The following is a 20,916-nucleotide window of genomic DNA, read 5'->3' on the forward strand; positions in this document are numbered from 1 at the left end:
GGAGCTTGACGGCATGCGGTTTTCGATACGGCGCATCCTGCGCTGGTTGGTGGCATTGGCCCTGGGACTGGCGGCCTTCAGCGTCGGCTGGGCGGCGCTCTACCGCTTCGTGCCGGTGCCGGCCACGCCCCTGATGCTGATCCGCGCCGCGGGGGGCGCCGGGCTGGAGCACGACTGGGTGCCGCTCTCCGCCATCTCCCCGCATCTCGCCCGCGCGGTGATCGCGTCGGAGGACACGCTGTTCTGCGGCCACGGCGGCTTCGACTGGGCGGCCATCGAGGGCGCCTTCGAGGACAACGAGGAGGGCGCCCGCCTGCGCGGCGGCAGCACCATCAGCCAGCAGACGGCGAAAAACGCCTTCCTCTGGCCCGACCGCAGCTGGACCCGCAAGGGCGTGGAAGTCTGGTTCACCCTGCTGATCGAGCAGCTCTGGCCCAAGCGCCGCATCCTGGAGGTCTACCTGAACAGCATCGAATGGGGCGACGGCGTCTACGGCGCCGAGGCCGCCGCCCGCCACCATTTCAAAAAGCCCGCCTCGGCCCTGACCCGCCGCGAGGCCGCCCTCCTCGCCGTCGTGCTGCCGAGCCCCCGCAAATGGTCCCCGAATCCGCCCGGCGCCTACGTCGCACGGCGCGCCGGGATCATCGAGCGGCGCATGGCGATCGTGGAACGGGACGGGCTGGCGGAGTGCGCGCGGTAGGGGATGTCGGGGCCGCCCCGGAACATCCGCCCCCACGCCCATCGGCGCGCCCGCCGATCACAGGGGGTTCGATGCGTCGAAGCGCCGCTTCCCCGAGCAGCCCAGCGGCTGTTTTGCCAAATGACTTTTCCTCGCTAATGTCTCAAATTGATTGGGTCGAAAAACCTATGCGATATTGACCGACAGGAGATCGCGCAATGCACGAAGAACAACAGACTGCCGAATGGCATGGGGTTGATTACAAGCTGATTTCTGAAACGGAGATACCGGAGAACCCGAAGGCAAACGTCGACGCGGCCGACGGCACGCGGTACGCCAGAGTTCATTTTTCGGGAAACTTCGGATTCCTGTGCGGCGAGTTCCAATCATTCGATCGCTTCAACATAGGCCGGAGTGAGGCTGAGCAACTTGCTTGGTCCGCGTTCGGCATGTGCGGACACACCGTCACCTACTACGACGCCAACGACAACGTCGTCGGTTGATGAGCGCACAAGGGAAGGGGCCGGCGTCTGCGCGCCCGCCCCTTCCCGCTCTTTCGATTGCGGATACACAGGACCATACCGGCGCGCGGCGATCGTAGAGGGGGACAGGCTGGCGGACTGCGGCGACAACTACTCAAGGAAAAAGTCTTCGTCGATCTTCTTCAAGTACAGAGTGTCCTCCACTCGACAACCGACGTTGTATCGCATCATCAGCTGCGCAAGCTGCTCGCCGTCGATCAGCACTATTCTTTTGCTCAAACGTTCCGCAGTATCCCGCGCTGACGGACTGAAGCTTGAAGTGGTCACAAACAGACCTTTGGAAGCCTTAAAGTGGTCAAGGCTTCCAAAGAAATCGCGGATCTCCCCTGCGCCAACATTGTTTCCTGGACGATAGCGCTTGGCCTGAACGTAAACGCGATCCAATCCAAGCGCGTCTTGGTCGATGACACCGTCGACCCCGTTGTCGCCGGATTTACCGAGCACCCTTCCAGCATCGTCGACCGACCCGCCGTAGCCCATTGCCAGCAGCAGCTTCACCACAACCTGCTCAAAAAGGCTTGGAGGCCCGGCCAAAATCCGACTGAGAATTTCGCCGCGCAACGCCGCTTCCACCTGCTTGAAGGCAGAGCGCATGATCTCATCAGGCGTTTGGTCTTCATCGGCACCGGCAACCGCCACAATCTCGGGGCTTTCCGGTGAGTTTCCATAGCGAAATTCCCGAAAACCGGGAAACTGATCCAGAAACTTGTTGTCAATACGGGCAGGGTTCTGCGACAGGATCTGCAAACCGAGCTCGGTCGCCTTGTAATGGCCACGCTTCGTCGCTTGAACGAGACCAGCTTTGGCCAAAAACGTACGAGCCCAATGCACTCTGTTGTCCACAATGCGCTGCTTGCCGCTCGGGAGGAGCTGACATTTTTCTTCGTCAGAGAGCCCAAACGCATCAGCGACCTGCCCGGCAACATGCGTCGTCCGGACTTCTCCATCCGCTCCGGCTTTGAGAACGGGTAACATGAATGTCTGGAAGTCGGGTATGGGCATCGCTTCACCGGGGAATTGCAGATGGGCATGCTGCCATGTCCAAATTGGAATTTCACCCCGGCTCCCTGCGACTTTCCGTCCTGACGCACACCTGCCTTCGCGTGATGAATGTCACATCCACAGACCGCCCGCAGGCGTCAGCAGGACCGGCTCCATGCGGCGCCAGGGTATGACCCGAACGACTTCAATAGGGTCGCCTTTCCGATAAATCACCGCGTACCATTTGAGTGCCGTCCAGAAGTAAACGTCGAAATCCGTCAAGTCCCGCCGACGGTGTCCCAAGCCTGGATTGGCACCGATGCGCTCGAACGCGTTGTAGAGTTCATCAATGAGTTCATCGGCCGCAGCTTCATCATCGACGTCCTCAACATAGGCATGGATATCATCGAGATCGTCGAGGGCGAGCGGTGCGACCGAATAGGACATGGTCAGTCCGCCCGCTTGGCCTTGCGCCGCGCCGCGATCCGCTCCTTGGTGCGGCGGCGCGCCTCCTCGGCGGGGATAGCCTCGCCGCGGTCCAGCTGGGCAAGCCCCTCGGCGATCCGCTGGTTGAGTCGGTCGATTTCCCGGGACCGCGATTCGTCATACCGGAAGAACAGGCGCAACGCTTCTCGCATCACCTCGCTCGCCGAGGTGTACTGACCGCTCGCGACGCGCTGCTCGATCAGCCGTTCGAGTTCCGGAGTCAGGGATACGTTCATGGCTCAACCCTCGATGACGGGCTTTGACGACGGAATGCGCCCGATAACAGAATATAGCAAACCCTGTTATCCGGACAACGGTACGCCCCAGGGCTATCGCATTTGGCGCCAAATCCCTCTCCCGTCCCGGGAGAGGGTGCCGACAAGGATCAAGTCGCTGATCCTTGGAAGACCCTCACCCTTCCCACGCTTCGCGCGGGTCCCTTCCCTCTCCCGGGACGGGAGAGGGATTTCAAGTGCAATTGCCCTGCGCCACGCCCAGCCACAAGCACGGTCAAATCGTCCTGGTTGCCCCACCATCGACCAAAAGTGGTGACTCCCCTCGAAATCTCTCCCGAGATCCCGGAACGGCTGGGATCCCAGCCTGTTCGCTGTCAACAACGCCGACGCGATAAGTCGGAAGGTCAGAGGCGGGAGATTCCTGATGAAGGTGATGATTGTGGAGGACGACGCCCTGGCGGCGTTGTCCGTCGAAACGGTTTTGCGGTTCTGCGGCCACCAAGTGGTCGGGCCCTTCGCCTCGACGGCCGAGGTCATGCGCGCCGATCACGGCGGGCGGATCGACCTGGTTCTGATGGACATCAACCTGGAAGGACAGTCCTCGGGACTGGACTGCGCCCGCGTGCTGCACAAGCGCTACGGCCTGCCCGTGGTGTTCATCAGCAGCGACGGGGAGCGGGCACGCTCCGGCCGCGACGTGGCGCTCGGCTCCATGACCAAGCCCATTTCGGAAACGACCATGATGACCGGCATCAAGGCGATCGAGCAGATGCTCCGCGGCAAGAAGCCGGCGCACCTGCCGGCCGGCCTCGAAGTGTTCCACTGACGGGTTGTTCCATGACGGAAAGGCGAAGGCGCGCGTCGAGGCTCACGCCCCGCCGCCCGCCATCCGCAGGCTGACCACCCCCGCGACGATCAGCAGGATGCCCGCGAGCTTCAGCAGGCTGGCCTGCTCCCCGAAGACCCAGATGCCGATGGCGGCGATGGTCGCGGTGCCCACGGCCGACCAGATGGCGTAGGCGACGCCGACCTCGATCTCCTTCAGGGCCTGGGCCAGCATGGCGAAGGCCACGACGTAGCAGGCCACCACCGCCACGCTCGGCCACAGGCGCGTCATGCCCTCGGACATCTTCATCGACACGGTGCCGACGATCTCGAAAACGATGGCGACGGTCAGATAGAGCCAGCTCATTCCGGTCCTCGACGGGAACATTCCCCACCCGGATCTGCGCGCTCCTTTCCGTTTGGGCAAGTGCGATCAACGTCGTAACGGTATGGGCTCGTGTCCGCGAACGCCCGCCTTGCCAATCCCGCGCCCGATCTGTAGGATTACATTCCCTTCCCTCACCAACCCAGCAGCCCCGCCACCCGAATGAAACATCACCGCGTTTCGTGTTTCACAGCGTTTCAAACGTCGCATCCGGCGCCCGGCGACGGCCGCCGCCGCATCGACCGGCGGTTGACGGACGGCCTCGTCCGCCCTAGGGTCCCTGGCTTTCCCACAGATTACGAGTTTGAAGGGGCTCTACCATGACCGGCGAGCGGGAACTGGCGTTGCAGGCGAAGGCGTGGCCGTTCGAGGAGGCGCGCAAACTCGTCGCGCGCTTCGCGAAAGCGCCGCCGGCCAAAGGCTACGTCCTGTTCGAGACCGGCTACGGCCCCTCGGGCCTGCCGCACATCGGCACCTTCGGCGAGGTGGCGCGCACCACCATGGTCCGCCAGGCCTTCCAGCGGATGAGCGACATCCCGACGAAGCTCTTCTGCTTCTCCGACGACATGGACGGCCTGCGCAAGGTGCCGGACAACATCCCGAACAAGGAGATGGTCGCCGCCAACCTCGGCAAGCCGCTGACCCAGGTCCCCGACCCGTTCGGCACGCACGAGAGCTTCGGCGCGCACAACAACGCGCGGCTGCGCGCCTTCCTCGACGGCTTCGGCTTCGACTACGAGTTCCAGTCCTCCACCGACTGGTACAAGTCCGGCCGCTTCGACGAGGCTCTGCTCGGCGTGCTGCGCAACTACGACGAGATCATGGCGGTGATGCTGCCGACGCTCGGCGAGGAGCGTCAGCAGACCTACAGCCCGTTCCTGCCCGTCTCCCCCTCCAGCGGCCGCGTCCTCCAGGTTCCGGTGCTGGAGCGCAACGTGGACGCCGGCACCATCGTCTTCCAGGACGAGGACGGCAAGAAGGTCGAGGTCCCCGTCACCGGCGGCCACGTCAAGCTGCAGTGGAAGCCCGACTGGGGCATGCGCTGGTACGCGCTGGGCGTGGACTACGAGATGTACGGCAAGGACCTGATCCCGTCCGCGGAGCTGGCCGGCAAGATCGTCAAGATCCTCGGCGGCACCCCGCCGGAGGGCTTCAATTACGAGCTGTTCCTGGACGACAAGGGCCAGAAGATCTCCAAGTCCAAGGGCAACGGCCTGACCATGGAGGAATGGCTGGCCTACGCCCCGCCGGAGAGCCTGGCGTTGTACATGTTCCAGAAGCCGAAGTCGGCCAAGCGCCTGTACTTCGACGTGATCCCGCGCGCGGTGGACGAATACCTGGCCTTCGTCGCCAAGCTGCCGGTGGAGGAGCCGGCCAAGGCGCTGGAGAACCCGGCCTGGCACATCCACAACGGCACGGCGCCGGCGGTGCGCTCCGACGTGTCCTTCAACCTGCTGCTGAACTTGGCGGGAGCGGCGAACGCCGAGACGAAGGACGTGATGTGGGGCTTCATCAGCCGCTACGCGCCGGAGGCGACGCCGGAGAACAGCCCCTTCCTGGACAAGCTGGTCGGCTACGCCGTCCGCTACTACCAGGACCTCGTGAAGCCGACGAAGCAGTACCGCGCCCCCACCGACGCCGAGCGCGCCGCGCTGGAGGATCTGCTGAAGCGGCTGGAGACCGTGCCCGCCGACGCCGCCGGCGACGTCATCCAGAACGAGGTCTTCGCGGTCGGCAAGGAGCACGGCTTCACCGAACTGCGCGCCTGGTTCCAGGCGCTCTATGAGGTGCTGCTGGGCCAGACCACCGGGCCGCGCATGGGCTCCTTCATCCAGCTCTACGGCCTGGAGGAGACCAGGGCGCTGATCCGCGAGAAACTCGCCGTCTGACGGCGCAACCACAGGCCGGCCGAAACGCCGGCCTGTGGCGTTTTCGGAAGACTTCCCAGACGTGCCGTCCAGAGTTCACTGTGTCCTCGTTTCGACCGCAACAATGCCAGGCTTTGATCGTTCGTGTTTCCATCAATCGACATCCCTGCCCCGCATCGTGCAAACCGGCGAATTCCTGCCCAGACCGTGTGCAAACAACATTTTATTCCGCCTTCGCCATGCATACGCTGCACTGCACCAATACCAACTTGGTATTACCATCGCGGGGTTCCGCGTACTAATATCTCTCTCGTTACTGCTTTTGCAGTGCGTTTCCTCCCTAAACTCTCAAAGGCCGCGCCCTCACGGGCAGCGGCCTTTTTTTCTGCCCGGAATCCTCTGCCCTGGAATCCCCCGCGGTGACAAAATCCGGCCGCCGGCCGGCGCATTAGCGCCCCGTTAACCGGCGTGGCGTTGGATGGTCCGATGCAGTCGCGCAAGGCCAGCGCGGCGCGGCCCGGGCCGGCGGGCGCGCCGGATCCCGATGAAGACGGCACCGCGCGGGACTCCGACGACGGGGTCGCGCCAGAGCTGCTGGACTACCTGTTCGAGGCCTCCCCGCCGCCACGCCCCTCCCCCACCGCGGTCGGCCGGCGGGTCGGCACGGCCCTGGTCGAATCGCGGCTGGCCGGCATGGGCGACGCGAGCGTCCGGGTCCTGCTGGCGCGCAAGCTGTGCCGCCTGTTGCCCGACCTGCCGCCGGACGACCACGACACCGTTACCACGGTCGTTCTGCGCGCGCTGGAGCAGCTGACCCGCGACCACGTCACCCACGTGCGCGCGGCGCTCGCCACCGCCATGAAGGACGTCGCCTGCGCGCCGCCCTCGGTCGTGCGGGCGCTCGCCCGCGACGTCGAGCGGTCGGTGGCGGAGCCGATCCTGCATTACTGCGCCGGCCTGACCGACGACGACCTGCTGGACATCGTGGCCACCCACCCCGCGGGCTGGGCGCTGACGGCCATCGCCCAGCGCGACCGGGTCAGCGGCCCGGTGTCCTCCGCCATCGTCGGCACGGGCGATCCTGAGGCGACCGGCGTCCTGCTGGACAACAACGGCGCCATCATCCCGGAGGACACGCTGGAGGCGCTGGTCGAGGGTTCGGCCGGCAGGCCCCGGGACTGGCAGGAACGGCTGGCCCGCCGCCCCGCCCTGCCCCGGCGCCTGCTCCTCCGCCTCGCCGACGTGGTGGACGCCTCGGTCCTGGAGCTGCTGCGCACCCGCGCCGACGTCGACGCCGCCACCGCGGCGGAGGTCGCCGCCGTCACCCGACGCCGCGTGGACTGGGTCGAGGAACGCGACGCCGCCGAGTCGCCGCAGCGCCGCGCCCTGCGCCTGCATGGCCAGGACGGGCTCGACGAGACGGTGCTGGGCGACGCCCTGTCCTGGGACGAATTGGATTTCGTGCGCGCGGCCCTGGCCCTGCGCGCCGTCGTCCATCCCACGGCGGTGGACGACATCCTGGCGTCGGGCGACCCGCGCGCCGTGACGGCCCTGGTCTGGCGCGCCGGCTATTCCATGCGCTGCGCCATGCAGGTGCAGGCGCGCGCCGCCGCCATCCCGCCGCGCGCGGTGCTGAACGCGCGGCAGGGCACCGCCTACCCGCTTTCGCCGGCCGAGATGGTCCGGCACCTCGCGCTGTACGGGGTGCAGTGAGGGACCGCACCCCGCCGAACCGGCTGCTTACTGCTGCGGCCCGATTACTGCTGCGGAATGATCCCCGCGGGGCGGCGGGAGCGGCGGTCGCCCGGCATCGGCTCACGCGGGCCGCCGGCCGGGCCGTAGAGGTCGGGGTTGTAGGGCGGGTTGGCGTTGGTGTCGGTCATCTTCGGCGGGGTGACGATCTCCTCCCCGGTGCCGGCGTCGAACTGGATCACCGCCTGCTGGCGGACCTGCTCGCAGATCTCACGCTTGCGGGCGATCTCCGGGTTGGTGCCCTGGCTGAAGGCCCACAGCGGCGCGACGATGCCGCTGCGCTCGCCCGACGGGATCGACGTGAAGGTGTAGTTCATCACGACGCGGCAGTAGGACAGCGCGACCGGCGGCTGCGCGTCGATGACCGGGGCCTTGGCCAGCGCTGCGTCATAGTCTGCGACGGTTTGTCCCAGCGCCGCGCCGCCACCGCCGAGCGCCAGGACGGTGGACAGGAAAAAGGCCGGTGCGAAGCGGCTCATGCTCGGAATCTCCCGTTTGGAACAATCGTCATCAAAGCGTGAAAAGTGTAGCGGATCGACCGCCGAACGCCAAATTCCTGTTTGCGGTTCCCGCCATTCGCCGTAATCGATGCTGAGTTCCACGCCCGTGCTTGCGGTCACGCTTGCCCTCGGCGCGGAATCGCGCTAGGAACCGGCCTCGAAATCTCAGGGCGCTGGATCCCTAGGACGCTAAACTCAATCGGTTCTGTCCTCCGCTGAATGGGGGACGCTCACGCTTAGGGAACGCTCCATGGCTCGCAAGAAGATTGCGCTCGTCGGCGCCGGCCAGATTGGCGGCACGCTGGCTCTGCTCGCTGCTCAGAAGGAACTCGGCGACGTCGTCCTGTTCGACATCGCGGAAGGCATGCCGGAAGGCAAGGCCCTCGATCTCGCCGAAACCTCCCCGGTCGAAGGCTTCAACGCCAAGCTCAGCGGCGGCAACGACTACTCGGTCATCGAGGGCGCCGACGTCGTGATCGTCACCGCCGGCGTGCCGCGCAAGCCGGGCATGAGCCGCGACGACCTGATCGGCATCAACACCGGCGTTTGCCAGACCGTCGGCGAGAACATCAAGAAGTACGCCCCGAACGCCTTCGTCATCGTCATCACGAACCCGCTGGATGTGATGGTGTGGGTGCTTCAGCAGGCCTCCGGCCTGCCGCCGGAGCGCGTGGTCGGCATGGCCGGCGTGCTCGACTCGGCCCGCTTCCGCTACTTCCTGGCTGACGAGTTCAAGGTCTCCGTCGAGGACGTCACCGCCTTCGTGCTGGGCGGCCACGGCGACACCATGGTCCCGCTCGTCCGCTACTCGACCGTCGCCGGCATCCCGCTGCCGGACCTGGTCAAGATGGGCTGGACCACGCAGGAGAAGCTGGACGCCATCGTGCAGCGCACCCGCGACGGCGGTGCGGAGATCGTCAAGCTGCTGAAGACCGGCTCGGCTTTCTACGCCCCGGCCGCTTCCGCCATCCAGATGGCCGAGTCCTACCTGAAGGACCAGAAGCGCGTCGTTCCGGTCGCCGCCTACCTGACCGGCCAGTACGGCCAGAACGACCTCTACGTCGGCGTCCCGACGATCATCGGCGCCGGCGGTGTCGAGAAGATCATCGAGATCGACCTCTCCGCCGAAGAGAAGAAGATGTTCGACCACTCGGTCGACGCTGTGAAGCAGCTCGTCGAGGTGGTCAAGAAGCAGCAGGCAGAGAAGGCCGCCTCCTAAGGCGGCCTGTTTTCTGTCTGCTGACGGCCTGCGGCTTTATTGCCCGGGACGGGCGATTGCACCGTCCGTCCCGGGTGATACAGTAACCGCGGTCCTGCGCGCCAAAGGGCGTAAGCCTTTCCATGGTCTTTCGCCTTTGCGCGCCGGCATGCAGGAAACGCCTGCTCTTATTCCGCCCATCGTCAGCCGACCAAAAAAACAGATGGACGCCCGATGAATATCCATGAATACCAGGCCAAAGGCCTGCTGAAGAAGTACGGTGTCGCGGTTCCCCGCGGCGGCGTCGCCTACACGCCTCAGGAAGCCGAGACCGTGGCCCGCGAGCTGGGCGGCCCGGTGTGGGTCGTGAAGTCGCAGATCCACGCGGGCGGCCGTGGCGCCGGCCGCTTCAAGGACAACCCCGAGGGCAAGGGCGGCGTCCGCGTCGTCAAGTCCATCGAAGAGGTCGGCAAGAACGCCGGCGAGATGCTGGGCCACGTCCTGGTCACCAAGCAGACCGGCGCCGAGGGCAAGGAAGTCAAGCGCATCTACGTCGAGGAAGGCGCCGACATCAAGCGGGAGCTGTACCTCGGCCTGCTGACCGACCGCGCGACCGGCCGCGTCACCATCATCGCCTCCACCGAAGGCGGCATGGAGATCGAAGAGGTCGCCCACAACACGCCGGAGAAGATCGTCAAGGTCGCCGTCGACCCGGCCACCGGCATCCAGGGCTACCATACCCGCAAGGTCGCCTTCGCGCTGGGCCTTGAGGGCAAGCAGGTCTCGGCCGCCGCCAAGTTCATCGTCGCCGCCTACCAGGCCTTCGTGGACCTGGACTGCGCCATCGTCGAGATCAACCCGCTGATCGTCACCGGTTCGGGCGACATCCTGGCGCTCGACGCCAAGATGAGCTTCGACGACAACGCGCTGTTCCGCCACAAGGACGTGGAAGAGCTGCGCGACGAGGCCGAAGAGGATCCGGCGGAGATCGAGGCGGCCAAGCACAGCCTCAACTACGTCAAGCTCGACGGCAACATCGGCTGCATGGTGAACGGCGCCGGCCTGGCGATGGCCACCATGGACATCATCAAGCTGTACGGCGGCGAGCCGGCCAACTTCCTCGACGTCGGCGGCGGCGCCACGAAGGAGCGCGTCACCGCGGCCTTCAAGCTGATCCTGTCCGACCCGAACGTCGAAGGCATCCTGGTCAACATCTTCGGCGGCATCATGCGCTGCGACGTCATCGCCGAGGGTGTGGTCGCCGCCGCCCGCGAGGTGCACCTGCACGTGCCGCTGGTCGTCCGCCTGGAAGGCACCAACGTCGACCTGGGCAAGAAGATCCTCAGCGAGTCCGGTCTGCCGATCCTGTCGGCCGACAACCTCGCCGATGCCGCCGAAAAGGTGGTCAAGGCCGTGAAGGAGGCCGCGTAAGATGGCTGTTCTCGTCGATAAGAACACGAAGGTGATCTGCCAGGGCTTCACCGGAGCCCAGGGCACCTTCCATTCGGAGCAGGCGATCGCCTACGGCACGAAGATGGTCGGCGGCGTCACCCCGGGCAAGGGCGGCACCAAGCACCTCGACCTGCCGGTGTTCGACACGGTGGCCGACGCGGTCGAGAAGACCGGCGCCAACGCCTCGGTCATCTACGTGCCGCCGCCGTTTGCGGCCGACGCCATCCTGGAGGCGATCGACGCCGAGATCCCGCTGGTGGTCTGCATCACCGAAGGCATCCCGGTGCTGGACATGGTCCGCGTCAAGCGCGCGCTCGGCAACTCCAAGACCCGGCTGATCGGGCCGAACTGCCCGGGCATCATCACGCCCGACGAGTGCAAGATCGGCATCATGCCGGGCCACATCCACAAGCGCGGCAAGATCGGCATTGTCTCGCGCTCCGGCACGCTTACCTATGAGGCGGTGGCGCAGACCACGGCGGCGGGCCTGGGGCAGACGACCTGCATCGGCATCGGCGGCGACCCGGTCAACGGCACCAACTTCGTGGACAGCCTGGAGCTGTTCCTGAAGGACCCGGAGACCGAGGGCATCATCATGATCGGCGAGATCGGCGGCGACGCCGAGGTCAAGGGTGCGGAGTTCATCAAGGACTCCGGCACCAAGAAGCCGGTCGTCGGTTTCATCGCCGGCCGCACGGCGCCTCCGGGCCGCCGCATGGGCCACGCGGGTGCCGTGATCTCCGGCGGCAACGACACCGCCGACTTCAAGATCGAGTTCATGAAGTCGGCCGGCATCACCGTCGCCGACAGCCCGGCCAGCCTGGGTTCCACCATGCTCAAGGTCTTCAAGGGCTGATTTAGGCAGGCAAAGGCGGGGGACTTGCTCCCCCGCACGCCCTGTCACGGGTCCGGCGGCCCTTGGATCCCGCGAACAATGGGATCCAAGGGCCGTTTGCCCCCGGCGGGGACGAATAAAAACACTCAGAGGGAACCGGGCGAAACGCCCGAGGCAATGACATGTCGGTCAATCTGGAGAAGACCTCGTTCCTGTTCGGCTCGAACGCCGAATATGTTGCGGAGTTGTACGCGCGCTTCCTGAAGGACCCCTCCTCGGTGGATCCGAGCTGGAACGGCTTCTTCAAGGAGCTGGACGACGACTCCCGCGCCGTGCTCACCGAGCTGAACGGCCCCTCCTGGGGCCTGGAGGACGGTCTGGGCAACGGCACGCTGGACCCCGTCGCGGCCTCGTTCGAGGCGCCGGCCCCCGCCCCGGCCAACGGCAACGGCGCGCTGGTCGCCCACACCCAGCAGGTGTACGGCGGCATCAGCCACCAGCAGCTGCGCGCGGCCACGCTGGACAGCATCCGCGCCCTGATGCTCATCCGCGTCTACCGCGTGCGCGGCCACATGAACGCGCATTTCGACCCGCTGCAGCTGGAAAAGCGCGAGCCGCACCCGGAGCTTGATCCGGCGACCTACGGCTTCGGGCCGGGCGACATGGACCGCCCGATCTTCCTGAACTATTCGCTGGGCCTGGAATCGGCGTCGCTGCGCCAGATCCTGGAAATCCTGCAGAAGACCTATTGCGGGAACATCGGCGTCGAGTTCATGCACATCCAGGACCCGGAAGAAAAGGCCTGGATCCAGGAGCGCATCGAGGGCGGGCGCAACCACACCGACTTCACGGTGAACGGCAAGCGCGCCATCTACGAGCGCCTGATCGCCGCCGAGGGCTTCGAGAAGTTCCTGCAGCTGAAGTACACCGGCACCAAGCGCTTCGGCCTTGAGGGCGGCGAGTCGATGATCCCCGCGCTGGAGCAGATCCTGAAGCGCGGCGGCCAGCTCGGCCTCCGGGAAGTCGTCGTCGGCATGGCCCACCGCGGCCGCCTGAACGTGCTGACCAACTTCATGGGCAAGCCCTTCGCCGCCGTCTTCTCGGAGTTCCAGGGCAACCCGTCCAGCCCGCAGGACGTGCAGGGCTCGGGCGACGTGAAGTACCACCTGGGCACCTCGTCGGACCGCGACTTCAACGGCAACATCGTCCACCTGTCGCTGACCGCCAACCCCTCGCACCTGGAGTGGGTGAACCCGGTCGTGCTGGGCAAGGTGCGCGCCAAGCAGGCGCAGCGCCATGACCTGGAGCGCGAGCAGGTGATGGGCGTGCTGATCCACGGCGACGCCGCCTTCGCCGGCCAGGGCATCGTGGCCGAGACGCTGGGCCTGTCGGAGCTGCGCGGCTACCGCACCGGCGGCACCATGCACTTCATCATCAACAACCAGATCGGCTTCACGACGAACCCGACCTACTCGCGGTCGGGCGTCTACTGCTCCGACATGGCGAAGATGGTGCAGGCGCCGATCTTCCACGTGAACGGCGACGATCCGGAATCGGTCGTCCACATCAGCCGCATCGCCACGGAGTTCCGCCAGAAGTTCAAGCGGGACGTCGTGATCGACATGGTCTGCTACCGCCGCCACGGCCACAACGAGGGCGACGAGCCGGGCTTCACCCAGCCGCTGATGTACAAGAAGATCCGCGCCCACGCGACCACGCGCGAACTGTACTCCAAGCAGCTGGTGGAGGAGAACGTCCTCACCCAGGCCGAGTCCGACCAGATGGTCCAGGACTTCATGAAGAAGCTGGAAGGCGAGTTCGAGGCCGCCAACTCCTTCAAGCCGAACAAGGCCGACTGGCTGGAAGGCAAGTGGTCGGGCCTGGAGGCCGCCAAGACCGACGACGAGCGCAAGGGCAACACCGGCGTGGCGCTCGACGTGCTCAAGGAGGTTGGCTTCAAGCTCTGCGAGTACCCGAAGGACTTCGCGATAAACTCCAAGATCGCCCGCCAGCTGGAGGCCAAGAAGAAGTCGCTGGAGACCGGCGAGGGCATCGACTGGTCCACGGCCGAAGCGCTCGCCTACGGCACGCTGCTGGTCGAGGGCAACGGCGTCCGCCTGTCGGGCCAGGATTCCGGCCGCGGCACCTTCTCGCACCGCCACGCGGTGATGTACGACCAGAACAACGAGAACAAGTACATCCCGCTGAACCACCTGCGCGCCGACCAGGGCCCGTTCGAGGTGCACGACAGCCCGCTGTCCGAAGCGGCCGTCGTCGGCTTCGAGTACGGCTACTCGCTGGCCGAGCCGCACAGCCTCGTGCTGTGGGAGGCGCAGTTCGGCGACTTCGCCAACACCGCCCAGACCATCATCGACCAGTTCATCTCGTCGGGCGAGTCGAAGTGGCTGCGCATGTCGGGCCTCGTGCTGCTGCTGCCGCACGGCTACGAGGGCCAGGGTCCGGAGCACTCCTCGGCCCGTCCGGAGCGCTTCCTGCAGATGTCGGCCGAGGACAACTGGCAGATCTGCAACCTGACGACCCCGGCGAACCTGTTCCACGCCTTCCGCCGCCAGGTTCGCCGGCCGTTCCGCAAGCCGCTGGTCCTGTTCACGCCGAAGTCGCTGCTGCGCCACAAGCTGTGCATCTCCAACCTGTCGGAGCTGGCCGAGGGCTCGCATTTCCGCCGGGTGATCGGCGAGACGGCCCCGGCCGATCTGCTGCCGGCCGAGCAGATTCGCCGCATCGTGGTCTGCACCGGCAAGGTCTATTATGACCTGCTGCAGGAGCGCACGGCGCGCGGCATCAAGGACGTGGCGATCATCCGCCTGGAGCAGCTCTACCCGTTCCCCCGCTCCGCCCTGACCGAGGAGTTCGCCCGCTATCCGAACGCCGAGGTCGTGTGGTGCCAGGAGGAGCCGGAGAACCAGGGCTACTGGGCCTTCGTCGACCGCCGTCTGGAAGGCGCCCTGATGTCGATCGAGCACAAGGCGCGCCGCCCCAGCTACGTCGGCCGCATCGCCGCTGCGTCGCCGGCCACCGGCCTGCTGAAGCGCCACAACCAGGAGCAGGCGAAGCTCCTGGAAGACGCGCTGACCATCCGCTGACCCCACGCCCAAGCGTAGAACAAGAAAGATCAAGAGGAACAAATGGCTACCGAAATCAAGGTCCCCACGCTGGGCGAGTCGGTCTCCGAGGCCACCGTCGCCCGTTGGCTGAAGCAGGTCGGCCAGCCGGTCGCCGCCGACGAGCCGCTGGTCGAGCTGGAGACCGACAAGGTCACGCTTGAGGTCAACGCGCCGGCCGCCGGCACGCTGGCCGAGATCGTCGCTCCGGAAGGCTCCAACGTCGGCGTCGCCGCCCTGCTCGGCATCATCGGCGAGGGTGCGGTCGCCGCCGCGGCCCCGGCCGCCGCCGCTCCGGCCGCGGTTGCTGCCCCGGCTCCGGCCGCCGCGGCCGCCCCCGCTCCGGCGGGCGCTTCGGTGGCGGCGCTGGCCGACGCCGGCCCGGCCGCCCGCAAGCTGGTCGAGGAGAAGGGCCTCGACGCGTCGAAGATCGCCGGCACCGGCAAGGACGGCCGCATCACCAAGGGCGACGTGATCGACCACGTCGCCAAGCCGGCGGCCCCCGCCGCTGCGCCGACCGCTGCGCCGGCCCCGCAGAAGTACCAGTGGACCGCCGGCACCGCCGGCGACCGCCCGCGCGCCGCGCAGGAGGAGCGGGTCCGCATGACCCGCCTGCGCCAGCGCATCGCGGAGCGCCTGAAGGAGGCCCAGAACAGCGCCGCTATGCTGACCACCTTCAACGAGGTGGACATGACCAACGTCATGGCGCTGCGCAACGAGTACAAGGACTACTTCGAGAAGCGCCACAAGGTGCGGCTCGGCTTCATGTCCTTCTTCGTGAAGGCCGCCATCCAGGCGCTGAAGGAGATCCCGGCCGTCAACGCCGAGATCGACGGCACCGATCTCGTCTACAAGAACTACTACGACATCGGCGTCGCCGTCGGCACGCCGCAGGGTCTGGTCGTTCCGATCGTCCGCGACGCCGACAAGATGGGCTTCGCCGACATCGAGGGGAAGATCGGTGAGTTGGGCAAGAAGGGCCGCGACGGCAAGCTGTCCATGGACGAGCTGACCGGCGGCACCTTCACCATCTCCAACGGCGGCGTCTACGGCTCGCTGATGTCGACCCCGATCATCAACCCGCCGCAGTCGGCCATCCTGGGCATGCACAAGACCCAGGAGCGCCCGGTCGTCGTCAACGGGAAGATCGAGATCCGCCCGATGATGTACCTGGCCCTGTCCTACGACCACCGCATCATCGACGGCAAGGAAGCGGTCACCTTCCTCGTGCGCATCAAGGAGTGCATCGAGGACCCGCGCCGCCTGCTGCTGGACGTGTGATTTAAGGTTCGATCTTAAAGGGAAGCGGAAGGGCACGCCCCTTCCGCACCCGCTTTCCGGAAGCCTCGGGTTTCCGGTCTCCTGAAGGCGCCGCAAGGCGCCTTTTCTTTGGCCGGCCGTCCGCAACCGGATGCCGCGGTGGTCCCGTGCAGGAATTCCTCGACTCCGACTCCTCCGGCATCACGGTCGTCGCCCGCCTGCCGACCGACATCCAGGCGCAACTCGGCGCCAAGACGACGTGCGTATTCCTGTCCTCGGAAACGCGGGACTCACACAAGAAGCACGGCTGGACCGCGGAGGATTTCGCCTGCCTGCAAGCCGTGCTGGATGACGGCGAAGTCCGGACGGACCGCGAGCGCCACGTCGTGGTGGCCTGCCTTGAAAAGGAATGGTGGCTGGCGTCCCTCAAAACCACCATGGACCGCCGGGAGGTCTATTTGCTGACCTTCCATCGATCCAACAAGCGGCAGATCGCTAAATTCAGCCAATCCGGGCGCTTGGTCCGCCCCGCCAGAAACAGATAGGTGGCGACTGGGGAGAGAAGCACGCCCCACGGACCCGAAGGCTACCCGGCATCCCTTACAGACGTCGCCACCTGCTTTAAAATGTAGCGCCCCGGCCGGGTAGACTCAAGGCCGGGCAATAAGGGCCCCAGGGCTATCGCATTTGGCGCCAGATCCCTCTCCCGTCCCGGGAGAGGGTGGCCCGAAGGGCCGGGTGAGGGTGCCGACAAGGATCAAGTCGCTGATCCTTGGAAGACCCTCACCCTTCCCACGCTTCGCGCGGGTCCCTTCCCTCTCCCGGGACGGGAGAGGGATTTCAAGTGCAATCGCCCTGATAAGGGCCCCGCCCTCACGACAGCGCGGCGACCACCAGCGCCTCCGTTTCGCCCGGCTTGACGATCCGCTCCGCGGGGAAGCGCGCGGTCATGGTGGTGCCGATGCCCGGCGTGCTGGCGCAGCTCAGCGAACCACCGTGCAGCTCCATGAGGTTCTTGGAGATCGACAGGCCCAGCCCGGTGCCCTCGAAGGTGCGGGACACGGTGTTGTCGGCCTGGCGGAAGGGCTGGAACAGGTGCTCCATGAACTCCGGCGCGATGCCGATGCCGGTGTCGGCCACCGACACGGCCAGGCTTCCGTCCTCCTCGACCCGGGCGGACAGGGTGACGCGGCCGCCGTCCGGGGTGAACTTCACGGCGTTGGACAGCAGGTTCAGCACGACCTGCTTGAAGGCCCGGCGGTCCAGCCAGACCGCCGGCAATTCACCCGCGGGGCCGTCGGTGATGCCGTTCCGCAGGTCCACCCGCGCGTCCTGGGCGCGGTCGCGGACCATCATCAGGCATTGGGCCAGCGCCTCCGCGGGATCGACGACCTCCTCGGTCAGCTCGTAGCGGCCGGCCTCGATCTTCGACATGTCGAGCACCGCGTTGACGATGTCCAGCAGATGCTTGCCGCTGTCGTGGATGTCCTTGGCGCAGGCCTTCTGGCGGTCGTTCAGCTTGCCGAAGAACTCGCTGTCCAGGATTTCCGAAAAGCCGATGATGGCGTTCAGCGGCGTGCGCAGCTCGTGGCTCATGTTCGCCAGGAACTCGGACTTGGCGCGGTTGGCCATCTCCGCCTGGCTTTTGGAGGCGAGCAGTTCCGCCTCCTGCTGCTTGCGCTTCGTGATGTCGCGGATGACGCCCACGAAGACGCATTGGCCACCCTCCTCGCCCCTGGACCCGGCCTCGTCCTCCAAACGCCCCTCCAAGCGCACGGCGCTGACCGCGAGCGTGATCGGGAAGGTGGAGCCGTCGCGGCGGACGGCCAGCACCTCGCGGTCGCTGCCGATGATGCGCGAGCCCGCATCCGGACGATAGCCGGCCATGCTGCGGTCGTGATCGGCATGCATCGGTTCGGGCAGCAGCAGGTTGACGCTCTTCCCCAGCACCTCGGCCTCGGCGTGGCCGAACATGCGCTCGGCCGCCGGGTTGAAGGTCTCGATCCGGCCGTGGGCGTCGATGGTCACCACGGCGTCCACCATGGAATCCAGGATGCCGCGGATGCGGCGCGACGCGCGCGCCAGCCTCACCTGGTCCTGGTCGCGGCGCGCCTGCTGCCGCTCCACGTGAATGGTCAGCAGGGCGATCACCGCGGTCATGCCCAGCGCCATCAGCGTCCAGACCGCGCTGTCGCGCCGCCATTCGGCCAGCGCGTCGGCCTGCGCCACGGCGGTGATCACGACGAAGGGGTGCGTCCGGCCGCGGCGCAGGCTGACGATGCCCGGGCGCCCGTCGCCGGGCAGAGCCGTGTGCAGCGTACCCTCCCGGCCCGCCGACAGCAGCGGCTGGATCTCCGCCCAGCCGTCGAGCCGCGCCGGGCTGCTGTCGGGCTTGTCGGCCGGCTTGTCCGCCGGCCGCCGCAGCAGGACCGATCCGTCGCGCAGCGCCAGCGTCGCCGTGCCGTCTCCGCCACCCCCCATGGCCTCCAGGCTGGTGCCGAGCTGCGCGGGATTGAGCATGGCCACGACCACGCCGCCGAACCGCCCGTCCGGACGGGTCCAGCGGCGGCTCATCGGGATGACGCTGGTGCCGGGGAAAGCCCGGCTGGCTATGGGCGGCCCGACGAAGAGCCCTTGCGGCGCCATGGCGTCGGCTGGAGCGGCGCCATCGCGATGGACGGCGAAATAGGACCGATCGCCCACCGCGACGTCCGGCGGATTCGTATCGGCGGAATGGTGGAGCGTGACGCCGGTCTCGTCCACCACCACCAGACCGGCGAGCGGCGCCAGCGCGGCGCGGCGGGCGCGCAGCAGCTCGTGGATCGCGGCGCTGCCCCGGCTTCGCCCGTCCGGGTGCACGTCCAGCAGGGTCAGCAGGTCGGTCAGCAGCAGGTCGACGCCCGACACGGTGCGCCCCGCCTGCTCGTCCAGGACCAGGGCCAGGTTGCGCGTGGCGCGCTCGGCCGCGCCGACCGCCTCCCGATGGTGCTGCCAGACGCCGTAGGCGATCATCGCGTTCACCACCGCGATGAAGGTCAGGCCAGACGCGCGCATCAGGAAGCGGACCGACCCGAACGCGTGAAGGGCGCGCCGCACGACACCGCGACCCAGGGCGTGCGGGGGCTGGTCAACGGCTTGGGACGGCGGGGTCACGGGGCGGCCGGGATGCGGGTGGACCATGGCGGCGGTGGATTCCTAGGCACGCGGCCCCACCCGCAGCGGGGGCCTGGACGGGATCAAAAAGGGAAACGGGTCGATGATCTCCGGCGTCACTCTCGCGCGAAATGCATAACGGAAGTTTAACCGCCCGGACAGGGCTCCGGAACCGCCGCCCACGCGCGATTGTCCCTTTATGCCGACGCCGCCCGGCGGTACAAGACGCAGGGGGTGACCGCTTGGCGGGCGCCTGCCCTGCCCGCCGGGCAATGCCCGGCCCGTTGCCCTGCGGCGGCGCATCCGCTACCTAAAACAGGTCTTCCTCCACCGAAGGCCACCCTCCAAGACCTGCATCCCCGGAACCCGCTTCCATGTCTGACGGACCGCTTTCGCTCTACCGCGCCCGCCGTGGCACCGGCACGCTGCGCCCGGACCCCGACCAGGAACTGGCCGCGGAGAAGCTGCAGAGCCTCTACAAGGCGTTGCAGGGCTACCGCCCGCAGCCGGCCACCAACGGCGGCGGCGCCAAGGCGGGCTGGCTGGAACGCTTCGGCCTCGGCCGCCCGCGGCCGGAGCCGGTGGAGGCGCCGCAGGGCCTGTACCTCTACGGCGGCGTCGGCCGCGGCAAGTCCATGCTGATGGACCTGTTCTTCGACACCGCCCCGGTGGACCGGAAGCGCCGCGTCCATTTCCACGAATTCATGCTGGAGGTGCACGAGCGCATCCACCAGCACCGCCAGTCGGGCAAGTCCAGGGGGAAGGACGCCGACGACGCGCTGCCGGAACTGGCCCGCGCGCTGGCCGAGGAGGCGTGGCTTCTGTGCTTCGACGAGTTCCACGTCACCAACGTCGTGGACGCGATGATCCTGGGCCGGCTGTTCACCAACCTGTTCGACCTGGGCGTCGTGGTGGTTGCGACCTCCAACTGGCCGCCGGACATGCTCTACAAGGACGGGCTCCAGCGGGAGCTGTTCCTGCCCTTCATCGCGCTGCTGAAGGAGAAGCTGGACGTCCTGGCGCTGGAAGGACCGACCGACTACCGGCTGGACCGCCTGCAGGGCAAGCCCGTCTATTTCTGGCCGCTGGGCCCGGACACCGACCGCCGCATCAATGACACCTTCGCCACCCTGACCGACGGCGCCCCGGGCGAGCCGACGCACCTGCTGGTGCAGGGACGCCGGGTGGAGATCGCCCGCGCCGCCAAATGCGTGGCGCTCGTCGACTTCTGGAGCCTGTGCGGCAAACCGCTGGGCGCCGCCGACTACATCGCCATCGCGACGCACTTCCACACCGTGCTGATCCACGACGTGCCGACGATGAAGGACGAGCTGCGCAACGAGGCCAAGCGCTTCATGACTCTGGTCGACGCCCTCTACGAGCACAAAGTGAACCTGGTCGTCGCCGCCGACGGCCCGCCGGAACGCCTCTACCCCGAGGGCACCCACGCCTTCGAGTTCGAACGCACCGTCAGCCGCCTGATGGAGATGCAGTCCGAGGACTATCTGCGCCAGCAGCACCTGACCTGACGCCGCCGGGGGTACCACGGCGATGTCGGTCTACTCCCGCTTCGCGTTGAAGAAGTTTTCCCGCCTTGCGTTGTATTCCTGGAATGGGATCAACGGCGATGGAGGCGGCGGGA

18 protein-coding genes are annotated in these 20,916 nt (G+C 66.9%); 12 read left to right on the plus strand and 6 right to left on the minus strand.

Features of this window, described 5'->3' with window-relative positions; all coding sequences use genetic code 11:
* Positions 1-13: 13 nt before the first annotated feature.
* Both mtgA and J2851_RS14365 read left to right on the plus strand, forming a co-directional pair.
* On the plus strand, positions 14-700 hold the full coding sequence (gene mtgA, locus J2851_RS14360; RefSeq protein ID WP_209766968.1) for a monofunctional biosynthetic peptidoglycan transglycosylase: 687 nt from the start codon (positions 14-16) through the stop codon (positions 698-700).
* A 197-nt stretch (positions 701-897) separates the two neighbouring features.
* Positions 898-1,182 (plus strand): hypothetical protein, encoded by a 285-nt coding sequence (locus tag J2851_RS14365; RefSeq protein ID WP_209766969.1) that lies wholly within the window; start codon positions 898-900, stop codon positions 1,180-1,182.
* Positions 1,183-1,311: 129 nt separating this feature from the next.
* Here the strand turns inward: J2851_RS14365 and J2851_RS14370 are convergent, their stop codons facing one another.
* The 3 genes from J2851_RS14370 to J2851_RS14380 all read right to left on the minus strand — a co-directional run bounded on the left by J2851_RS14370 (position 1,312) and on the right by J2851_RS14380 (position 2,924).
* Entirely contained in the window at positions 1,312-2,223 is a 912-nt protein-coding gene (locus J2851_RS14370; RefSeq protein WP_209766970.1) for a restriction endonuclease, read from the minus strand.
* Positions 2,224-2,334: 111 nt separating this feature from the next.
* The gene (locus J2851_RS14375) at positions 2,335-2,649 is read right to left on the minus strand and encodes a type II toxin-antitoxin system RelE/ParE family toxin (RefSeq protein ID WP_209766971.1); all 315 of its coding nucleotides are present in this window, start codon (positions 2,647-2,649) and stop codon (positions 2,335-2,337) included.
* A gap of 2 nt (positions 2,650-2,651) precedes the next feature.
* Positions 2,652-2,924: a type II toxin-antitoxin system ParD family antitoxin gene (locus tag J2851_RS14380; RefSeq protein WP_209766972.1), complete on the minus strand. Its 273-nt coding sequence runs from the start codon at positions 2,922-2,924 to the stop codon at positions 2,652-2,654.
* A 424-nt stretch (positions 2,925-3,348) separates the two neighbouring features.
* On the opposite strand from J2851_RS14380, the gene J2851_RS14385 reads away from it, so the two are divergent.
* The gene (locus tag J2851_RS14385; protein WP_209766973.1) at positions 3,349-3,750 is read left to right on the plus strand and encodes a response regulator; all 402 of its coding nucleotides are present in this window, start codon (positions 3,349-3,351) and stop codon (positions 3,748-3,750) included.
* A gap of 42 nt (positions 3,751-3,792) precedes the next feature.
* Here the strand turns inward: J2851_RS14385 and J2851_RS14390 are convergent, their stop codons facing one another.
* On the minus strand, positions 3,793-4,116 hold the full coding sequence (locus J2851_RS14390) for a DMT family transporter (RefSeq protein WP_209766974.1): 324 nt from the start codon (positions 4,114-4,116) through the stop codon (positions 3,793-3,795).
* A 338-nt stretch (positions 4,117-4,454) separates the two neighbouring features.
* Between J2851_RS14390 and J2851_RS14395 the strand changes: the two genes are divergently transcribed.
* Both J2851_RS14395 and J2851_RS14400 read left to right on the plus strand, forming a co-directional pair.
* A complete protein-coding gene (locus tag J2851_RS14395) occupies positions 4,455-6,023 on the plus strand; it encodes a lysine--tRNA ligase (protein WP_209766975.1) in 1,569 nt (522 codons plus the stop codon).
* Positions 6,024-6,488: 465 nt separating this feature from the next.
* Positions 6,489-7,715 (plus strand): DUF2336 domain-containing protein, encoded by a 1,227-nt coding sequence (locus tag J2851_RS14400; protein WP_209766976.1) that lies wholly within the window; start codon positions 6,489-6,491, stop codon positions 7,713-7,715.
* Positions 7,716-7,759: 44 nt separating this feature from the next.
* On the opposite strand, the gene J2851_RS14405 is transcribed toward J2851_RS14400, so the two are convergent.
* Positions 7,760-8,233 carry a hypothetical protein gene (locus J2851_RS14405; RefSeq protein ID WP_209766977.1) on the minus strand — a complete coding sequence of 158 codons (474 nt, stop codon included), beginning with the start codon at positions 8,231-8,233 and terminating at the stop codon, positions 7,760-7,762.
* Between the two features lie 271 nt (positions 8,234-8,504).
* Between J2851_RS14405 and mdh the strand changes: the two genes are divergently transcribed.
* The 6 genes from mdh (at position 8,505) to J2851_RS14435 (ending at position 16,666) form a co-directional block, all read left to right on the plus strand.
* The gene (gene mdh / locus J2851_RS14410; protein ID WP_014241628.1) at positions 8,505-9,473 is read left to right on the plus strand and encodes a malate dehydrogenase; all 969 of its coding nucleotides are present in this window, start codon (positions 8,505-8,507) and stop codon (positions 9,471-9,473) included.
* 213 nt (positions 9,474-9,686) lie between these two features.
* Complete coding sequence (gene sucC, locus J2851_RS14415; protein WP_209766978.1) at positions 9,687-10,883, plus strand: ADP-forming succinate--CoA ligase subunit beta; 1,197 nt, start codon at positions 9,687-9,689, stop codon at positions 10,881-10,883.
* Position 10,884: 1 nt separating this feature from the next.
* A complete protein-coding gene (gene sucD / locus J2851_RS14420) occupies positions 10,885-11,760 on the plus strand; it encodes a succinate--CoA ligase subunit alpha (protein WP_209766979.1) in 876 nt (291 codons plus the stop codon).
* A 161-nt stretch (positions 11,761-11,921) separates the two neighbouring features.
* On the plus strand, positions 11,922-14,843 hold the full coding sequence (locus J2851_RS14425; protein ID WP_209766980.1) for a 2-oxoglutarate dehydrogenase E1 component: 2,922 nt from the start codon (positions 11,922-11,924) through the stop codon (positions 14,841-14,843).
* A 42-nt stretch (positions 14,844-14,885) separates the two neighbouring features.
* The gene (odhB, locus tag J2851_RS14430; protein WP_209766981.1) at positions 14,886-16,142 is read left to right on the plus strand and encodes a 2-oxoglutarate dehydrogenase complex dihydrolipoyllysine-residue succinyltransferase; all 1,257 of its coding nucleotides are present in this window, start codon (positions 14,886-14,888) and stop codon (positions 16,140-16,142) included.
* Positions 16,143-16,288: 146 nt separating this feature from the next.
* Positions 16,289-16,666, plus strand: coding sequence for a hypothetical protein (locus J2851_RS14435; protein ID WP_209766982.1), 378 nt, complete (start codon positions 16,289-16,291; stop codon positions 16,664-16,666).
* Between the two features lie 328 nt (positions 16,667-16,994).
* On the opposite strand, the gene J2851_RS14440 is transcribed toward J2851_RS14435, so the two are convergent.
* Positions 16,995-19,217, minus strand: a complete 2,223-nt coding sequence (locus J2851_RS14440) for a sensor histidine kinase (RefSeq protein WP_307419607.1) — start codon at positions 19,215-19,217, stop codon at positions 16,995-16,997.
* 431 nt (positions 19,218-19,648) lie between these two features.
* Between J2851_RS14440 and zapE the strand changes: the two genes are divergently transcribed.
* On the plus strand, positions 19,649-20,803 hold the full coding sequence (gene zapE, locus J2851_RS14445; RefSeq protein WP_209766984.1) for a cell division protein ZapE: 1,155 nt from the start codon (positions 19,649-19,651) through the stop codon (positions 20,801-20,803).
* Positions 20,804-20,916: the final 113 nt, after the last annotated feature.

The sequence above is a fragment of the Azospirillum rugosum genome (assembly GCF_017876155.1).
Lineage (GTDB): Bacteria > Pseudomonadota > Alphaproteobacteria > Azospirillales > Azospirillaceae > Azospirillum > Azospirillum rugosum.